This window comes from Paenibacillus sp. 23TSA30-6 (genome assembly GCF_014858585.1).
Lineage (GTDB): Bacteria > Bacillota > Bacilli > Paenibacillales > Paenibacillaceae > Paenibacillus.
In genome coordinates this window covers 1-1,548 of the sequence record NZ_SLTL01000087.1, presented here as the reverse complement: position 1 = coordinate 1,548, position 1,548 = coordinate 1, and the positions used below count along the sequence as shown (strand labels likewise).

Sequence of the window (1,548 nt, the reverse complement as noted above, 5' to 3'; positions counted from 1 at the left end):
ATGATGTCCTCCGGATTCTTTTCCCCGCCAACCGACAGCAGACTCACCTTCGAGCCGACCACCGACCACCAGAACAGTTCCCACACCGACACGTCGAAGGTGAAGGCGGTCTTTTGCAGGATCGTATCCTCTGCACTCAAGCCGTAACGGTCGTGCATCCACAAAATCCGGTTCAGCACGGAATGGTGTTCGACCATAACGCCCTTCGGTTTTCCAGTGGAGCCGGAGGTGTAGATGACATAGGCTACATGGTGCGGACCAGCTAACGGCTCCAGATTCGAGCCGTCTTCTTGGTAAATTTCTTCGCTGTCCAGCACCAGCACCTTGCCGTCGAAGCTCAGCGACGCCTGCTTGGCCAAATGCGATTGCGTCAGCACCAGCTTCGCTCCCGAGTCCTCCAGCATGAAACGGATACGGTCCGCCGGATATTCCGGGTCAATCGGCACGTAGGCTCCGCCTGCCTTGAGGATCGCATAGATGCCTACGATCATTTCCAGCGAGCGGTGTACCAGAATGCCCACCGGCTGATCCGGTTCAACGCCTTCCGCACGCAGGGTGCGTGCAAGACGGTTGGTCCGCTCGTTCAGTTCACCGTAGGTTAATTCCTCTGAACCAAATATCACTGCCACCTGATCCGGTGTTCGTGCCGCCTGCTCCTCGAACAGCGCACTTAACGTCTGATCCTGCGGATAAGCTGCCGCCGTAGCTCCCCAAACCTGAACAATCTGCGCTTGTTCTTCCGGTGTTACCAATGCCAGCTCATTCACACGGATATGCGGATTGTCCACAATTTGCTTGATAACGTGCAGCACATGTCCCTGCATACGCTCCACGGTAGCCCGATCGTACACATTAGCGTTATATCTGAACATGATGCTGAAGACTTCATCCGGCATCACAATCAAGTCCAGATCATAATTGGTCTGTTCCACGACCTCTACATTCGTAATCTCAAAAGCGGACGGACGAACTTCGCCAAGCTGCTCCACCTGCTGCTCTACCGGGTAATTCTCAAATACCATAATGTGGTTAATCAGATTTTGCTTCTGCTCAGTCAGCGCCTGAATCTCATACAGCGGGAAACTGTCGTATACTCCCGAGGCCAGTGCCTGCTCCTGCGTTTTCCGCATAACCTCCACAAAAGTGGCATTCCGTTCACTTTGAATCCGAACCGGTATCGTATTAATGAACAAGCCGATCATATTCTCTACACCGACAATATCCGTCGGACGTCCAGATACGACACTACCGAAAATAACATCCTCATTGTTGTTATATTTCTGCAAAATAACGCCCCACACGCTTTGCATCAGCGTATTAATCGTCACCTGCTGCTGCTTCGCAATCCGGTACATGGCTTCGCTCCATGTTTGATCCAGCTCCACCGTTATTTTTTCAGAAATATATTCGCTGGTTTCACTAGCTGTAGTGGATGGAGCATTTTCCCTGCTGTCCACGGCTTGATCATTTGATGAAGCATCCGAGCCAGGTAACAAAGTCTGCTGTTCAAAGCCCGCCAAATAGCTGCTCCAATACTCTTTTGCCGCA

At 51.9% G+C, this 1,548-nt stretch carries 1 protein-coding gene; it reads right to left on the bottom strand.

The features are described from left to right. A partial coding sequence (locus E0698_RS26195) for a non-ribosomal peptide synthetase (protein WP_192513423.1) occupies window positions 1-1,548 on the bottom strand: 1,548 nt, incomplete at both ends.